Genomic DNA, 5,970 nt, shown 5'->3' on the forward strand with positions numbered 1-5,970 from the left:
ATGCGCGAGAACCGTCCGACTGGCCATGATCGTCACAGCCCGGATCATGCCACCCACCAGCACGGACGCTCACCCGCAATCACGCACCAGCTCGTTACTGATCGTTTCAGAATGAGTTGAGCCGCGGGTCTTGCACTCGCCGATCTTGGTCGGCAGGGACTCCGGGTGCGTGCTGATCTTGTTTCGGACGACCTGTGGGAGCGGGTGGCCCCGCTGCTGCCACCCGCCCCCGAACGGCGCCGCCGGCATCCCGGGCGGTTGCGTGTTCCTGACCGAACAGCACTTGGCCGCAAGCCACGACGTCTGTATGCCGACCGGGGCTACGACTTCGACGAATACCGCCGCCTGCTGTGGAAGCGCGGCATCAAGCCGTTGATGGCGCGACGTGCCGTCGCCCACGGCTCCGAGTCGGGAAGGGTGCGTTGGGTGGTCGAGCGCGCCTTCGCCTGGCTGCACCAGTTCAAATGGCTCCGCACCTGCTACGAGTGACGCGCCGATCTCCATCAGGGCCTGCTCGAACTGGCCTGCGGCCACGTATGCCTGCGCCGCCTGCGAACCTCATCCTGAAACGATCAGTTAGCCGCGTTGGAAGCCGTCGACGGCCATATAGACGTTGAAGGCGAAGAGCGAGAGGCCGACGAGGAGGAACGCCAGACAGAAGAGGGTGCGGAACACCTTGCGGATCCACGAGTACGCGGCGACCGCTTCGCCGGGCCTGTCCGGGTGGTAGGCGACCCGTCTGGTCGGGGCGTTGCCCGGGACGGAGGCGGTGCGGGCCGTGCCGTGCAGCTCGGTCTAGGCATAGCTCCCGGGGCGGCGGTACACCGCCTCGACGGTGATGCCATACCGGGGCAGGTACCCACTCGTAGTACGGCATCCTCATCGCGTAGAGACCGCGCACGGCGATTCCCAGGGTCACGGGGCCGATCAGGAAGAGGAGCGCGAGGAACCCCGCCCCCACGATCGCCATCGCCACGGCCACTCCGACGGTCACGAGGCCGACGACCCGCGCACGGAGCTTGAGCTTGCGCCAGTACGCCTCGTCCTCGGACTCCGCAGGCGTGCCTTCGGTGACGAGGGCCGCGCCGTCGGCCTCCCGCTCTTCGGGCAGGCGCGCGGTGACCGCGTCGGCGAACACCGCCGCCGCCGCGCTCACACCCCGTACCCGGAACACGGTCGGGGTTGTACCGGCCGGGGCGGTGAGCTCCACGGCGAGGGCACGGCCCTCCGCGCGGACCTGGCGAACGGCCTGGAGCGGGATCCGCTTCTCCTTGCGCCACCGGCGCAGGACGAGGGCGTCTTCCTCGGCCTGGAGGGTGGTTCCGCCGGAGCCGCGGAGGACGGGTATGGGCGAGGTGGTGGTGGACATGGAGCCGACGGCCCCGGGCCGTCGCAGGCCAGGTGGATCTTGCTGTTCAGGCCGCCTCTGGACCGGCCGAGCGCCGGGGCACGGAGCCCCCCTTTTTTGGCCCCGGCGGCGTGCTGGTGGGCGCGGACGATCGTTGAGTCGACCAACACCAGCCAGTCGATGTCGCCCGCAGCATCCGCTTTCGCCTGGGCGGCCCGCAGCATCCGTTCGAACGTCCCGTCCGCCGCCCACCTGCGAAAACGGGTGTGGAGCGTGGCCCACGGGCCGTACCGGTCGGGCACGTCTCGCCAGGTGGTCCCGGTCCGGAACTTCCACACTATGCCGTTCAGGATCCTGCGGTCGTCCAGCCGCTTCCGTCCCCGCGACGACTCAGGCAACAGCGGCCGGACGGACTCCCACTCTGCATCGGACAGTTCATGACGGCGTATCGCGAACGAATTATCCATCACCCAAGATCAACTGAAGTAGCCGCATTAGCACCTGCTGCGACGGTGCCAGTCACTCATTGATCACGGCGCTCGCAACAGTTGCTTCGTGACGGCCCTGCCCGCCGTAACCCGATCTCGCTCTGGATCCGCCTGCCCCAGGATTTCATCGCCTCGTGTGTGGCGGCGCGGTGGTCCGCAGAATCCCGGACGGGATTCCGATCGGCAGTCAGCGGCGTTCGTAGGCCGTGAAAGGCTTGGACGGTGTCGTGTGTTCCTCGTAGCGGGCGCCGATGAGCCAGTCCTTGTACTCGAAGAGCGCGTTCGCAGGGTCCTTGCCATCGGGGAAGCTACGGGCGTCGCGCTGCTCGCCCGAGGCGGCGTCGAGGACACGGAGGCCGAAGTAGGAACTGCGGTGGGGCGAGGTGAGGACGGTGAGTTTCCCGTCCTGGAGGAGGAGGCGGTGCCCGGTGTCGCCGTCGAGGCGGTCGTCGTCGCGGGTGCCGCCCCAGACGGGAATTCCGGTGGCCAGGTCGAAGGCGGTCAGGCGGTAGCTGTAATAGCGCGGCGCCTCCCCCTGGCGGGGCAGGGCGTAGAGCCTGGTGCCGTCCGCGACGGCCTTGAGCCGCTCGTAGAACGTGATCTCGCCGTAGGGACCGCTGAAATCGATCGGCGGGTTCGGGCGGCCGTCGCCGCCGAAGGAGAAGTAGGCCCCGGAGTCGGAGTCGCCCGATGCCGAGGCTGCCACGACCACCGGGTCGGCGGAGACGAAGTCTGCACGGGCGTCCCAGAGGATGGCGCTCCGGCCCCCGAGCGGGGCGGACCACAGGAGCGCGCCGGTGGCCGGGTCGAAGGCGGCGGCGTGCAGCTCGGCGTCCCTTGCGACCTTGTCTCCCAAGCCCTTGTCGGTGCCGCCGCAGGCGAGAAGGGCGGCGACCTGGCGGCCGGCCACCTTGGTCCTGCCCGGGACGCAGCCCTTGGGCAGGGCCGCCGTCCAGAGCGGCTTCCCGCTGCGCACGTCCACGGCATTCAGGCCGTCCTTCTTGAGGAGCACGGCGATGCCGCTGCCGGCGGACACCGCATAGGGCTGGAAGCGGTGGAGGCCGGATTCGCTGGTGGAAAGAGGGACCTGCCAGATCTCGCGGCCGTTCTTCATATCGATTGCGACGGCGGTGGCGCAGAGCTCGCCCTTGGCGGAGGCAGAAGCGCCGTCCCCGTCGCGGGTGAGGACCATGACTGAGCCGTCGGTGTCGGCGGTGGCGTGGCAGACCGCCGAGCGGCCGGGCGGTACGTACTCCCAACTCCGTTTCCCGGTACGGGCGTCGTACCCGCTCACCGCGTCGAAGCGGCTGCGGACCAGCGTGTCGCCGGACAGCCAGGCCCCGTTGCCCTGCTGTTCGGCCTTGCGGTCCACGGGAGTGTCCCAGACGACGCCCAAGTCCTCGGCCTCGGCCTCGGAGGAGCATCCGGCGGTGAGTGCGCGGAGACACGTCGCTTCTTCCGTAGACGCCAGAGCCAGCCGCACATCGTCCGCGGCTACTTCGGCGGCCCGCACGTCCGCTACGTCCTGGACGAGAACCCCATGAGTCTCTGATCAATATCCCTCAGTCCCGGTTCTGGTGAGGGTGATCACGTTGGCGGTGCTGCTGCAGCCGCCGGGCAGGTTCACGCAGCCGTGGGCGTTCTGCTTCAGGGTGAGCACGGGGTCGCTGCCCGTGATCTGGTAGGTGCCCGAGCCCGCCATCGACACACCGCCTCCCGAGCCGGTGTAGGTGTAGGTGCCGCCGGTGCTGCTGGTGGGGGTGTACGAGTAGACAACCGTGAAGCCCTTGCCCTGTCCCGGCAAGGAGAACGGCGCAGTGAGGTCGGCGACGGTGCCGGAGACCTTCACCGCGGTGCCCCCGCTGGCGACATACGCCCCGCGCTTGGTATCGAAGTCGATGCTCGTCTTGGCGACACCGCGTCGCGACCTGGCCTCGAGGGACACCGTCCCGCTCTTGTCAGGGGCATCCGGTGCGGTGTAGGTGAAGGTCGCATCGGCCTTCACCTTGCTGCCGTCGGGCTTGACCGCGGCACCACCTGCGGTGAGGGTCGCCTTGACCGACCCGCCGACGGGCCTGCCGTCGATCCTGCTGCGCGGCGCGGCGTTGATCGTCGAGGATGCGCCGGGCTTCATGCCCTTCGGCCCCGGCGAGGCGGAAGGCTTGAGGATCACGCAACGGCCCGACTGCCAGCCCTTCTCGGCCGCGTCGCCGACCTGGCTCTTGACCACCACGGTGTAGAGCGCAGCGAGGGTAACCGCGTCTGCGTACAGGGAGGTGTTCTGCTTGCCGCCGCTGCGGTCGAGGGTCGCGGATCGCGCCTTCGCGCCGCCGATCGCGCCGGAGACATCCACGAAACTGCCCTTGCTGTTCGCGAAGTCGGCCCACTGCATGCGGTACTCGGCGTCGGTGGACTCCAGCTTGGCGTCGTCATCGACCTGGCCGGTGATCGCGATATCCAGGGTGCCCTTCTGGCCGGTGCTACCACCTGTTTTCGTCACGGCGATGTCGACCTTGGCGCTCGCCTCGAAGCGACCGCTCGCGTCGGGGCACGGGCTGACCCCGACCTTCACGGCCAGCTTGGTGGTCACGCCACCCGACTCGTGCGTGGCGTCTATGGCCAGATCCATGTGCTCGAGTGAGCCCGAGACCTTGGCCTCCCTGGTCGGGTCCGCGGAAGCGTGCTCACCGTCCTTGAGGTCGTTCGAGGCGGACACGATGCCGTCGGCGCCGAGGGTGGCGACGAGGATGCCGCCGAACAGGCCCTGCCCGATGGTCGGACCCGAAGAATTCGCGACGTAAGCCGCCGGCGTTATCACGATCGGCTGCTCGCCGATCGCCCGCGCCTTGTTGGTGAGGGCCTTGCCGTGCGCGGCGAACGCGGCGTCGGCGGCCGCGGGTCCGCCGAGCGCCGATTCCAAGCCCGAATCGGTCCAGAGCTTCCGCTCGAGGATGTCGTCGAGCCTGGCGAGCTCGACTTCCTGCTGCTCATGCGAGCGCGCCTGTTCGGTGTCAACCAGGTGCTGCAGCGCCGGAAGGTCCACGATCCCGTCGACGACGACCGGGCCGTACTTGGCCGGTTTTCCCTCCGTGCCGCTCGACTTCGGGCCGCAGGCGCCGAGCGCGAGCGCCGCCACCATGGCCAGGGAGAGCGGGCGGGCAAGACCGAGGTGCGACAACGTGGGTCTCCTTCACACGAGCGTCCGGCGGCCGGATGCGCAGCTGTCGTTCGGACGGCAGGCCCGGAGTCAGCCGAACACTATCCGTATGGACCAGAAGCCCAAAAGGGTTCTCTTCAAGGATGTAGCGGACATGTGGGCCGTGGAGATAGCTGCGGACGACGTGGGGCTGACGCCGACGGCAGTGGGAGAACCGCCGGGTTTCGCTGGCGAGTTGGGTCTGGGTACGTGCTTTGCCACTGTTTGGGAGGCTCCGTTTGAGTTCGGCGTTGACGAATTCGTCAGGGTTCAGCTCGGGCGAGTACGACGGCGGGAAGTGCGGCTCGATCCGGTCGGCGTGATCGACCAGCCAGTCGCGGACCGTGCGGGACCGGTGGGTTGAGTGCCGGTCCACCACGAGGTGGATCTTGCGGTCGGAGTGGTCGGCGAAGCGCTCAAGGAACCGGCACACCACGCTTGCGTCGAAGCTCCCGGTGAACACCATGAAGGGCTTGCGGCCCTTCGTGCCGATCGCCGACATCGTGTTCACGGAGATCAGGTTCCCGGTCCGCCGGACGATCGGGGTGCGGCCTCGCTCGCCCCAGGTGCGGCCGCTGACCTGGTCGGAGCGGATGCCGACCTGGTCGGCGAACAGAGCCTCTCCGCCCTCGGCCTTCGCCTTCGCGCGGATCGCCGGCCAGGACCCTGAACACCGCCGCAACCTCTGCGCGGTCACGGCCCTTCACCAGCACGGCCACTGACCGCAGCCGCAACGCTGCCCCGACGGCGACAGATGCCGCCCGTCCCCCACCAGATCGCTCACACCACTGCAGCGGCCTCGAACCCCAAGCGTTTCGGATCAATAGGCAGTGTGGGCATTCCCCTAACGAGCTGGTGCGTGATTGCGTTGGAGACGTGGGGGTCTGAGCTGGGGGTTTGTGTCAGCCGGTGGTGTTGCGGTCGGAAACGAGGCTGGC

3 protein-coding genes and 2 pseudogenes are annotated in these 5,970 nt (G+C 68.6%); 1 reads left to right on the plus strand and 4 read right to left on the minus strand.

All coding sequences use genetic code 11. The features are described 5' to 3' along the window. Nucleotides 1-288 precede the first annotated feature (288 nt). A pseudogene (locus tag ACFVZH_RS39720) lies at nucleotides 289-567 on the plus strand (transposase); the annotation flags it as partial. 585 nt (nucleotides 568-1,152) lie between these two features. Here the strand turns inward: ACFVZH_RS39720 and ACFVZH_RS39725 are convergent. The 4 genes and pseudogenes from ACFVZH_RS39725 to ACFVZH_RS39740 form a co-directional block, all read right to left on the minus strand. Then, nucleotides 1,153-1,815: an IS5 family transposase gene (locus ACFVZH_RS39725; protein WP_384905450.1), complete on the minus strand. Its 663-nt coding sequence runs from the start codon at nucleotides 1,813-1,815 to the stop codon at nucleotides 1,153-1,155. Nucleotides 1,816-2,023: 208 nt separating this feature from the next. Beyond that, nucleotides 2,024-3,208 (minus strand): PQQ-binding-like beta-propeller repeat protein, encoded by a 1,185-nt coding sequence (locus tag ACFVZH_RS39730; protein WP_384905452.1) that lies wholly within the window; start codon nucleotides 3,206-3,208, stop codon nucleotides 2,024-2,026. A 180-nt stretch (nucleotides 3,209-3,388) separates the two neighbouring features. Next, nucleotides 3,389-5,014 (minus strand): hypothetical protein, encoded by a 1,626-nt coding sequence (locus ACFVZH_RS39735; protein WP_384905454.1) that lies wholly within the window; start codon nucleotides 5,012-5,014, stop codon nucleotides 3,389-3,391. Nucleotides 5,015-5,264: 250 nt separating this feature from the next. Continuing rightward, nucleotides 5,265-5,729 (minus strand): annotated as a pseudogene (locus tag ACFVZH_RS39740) (IS630 family transposase); the annotation flags it as partial. Nucleotides 5,730-5,970: the final 241 nt, after the last annotated feature.

It is taken from the genome of Streptomyces sp. NPDC059534 (assembly GCF_042743475.1).
Lineage (GTDB): Bacteria > Actinomycetota > Actinomycetes > Streptomycetales > Streptomycetaceae > Streptomyces.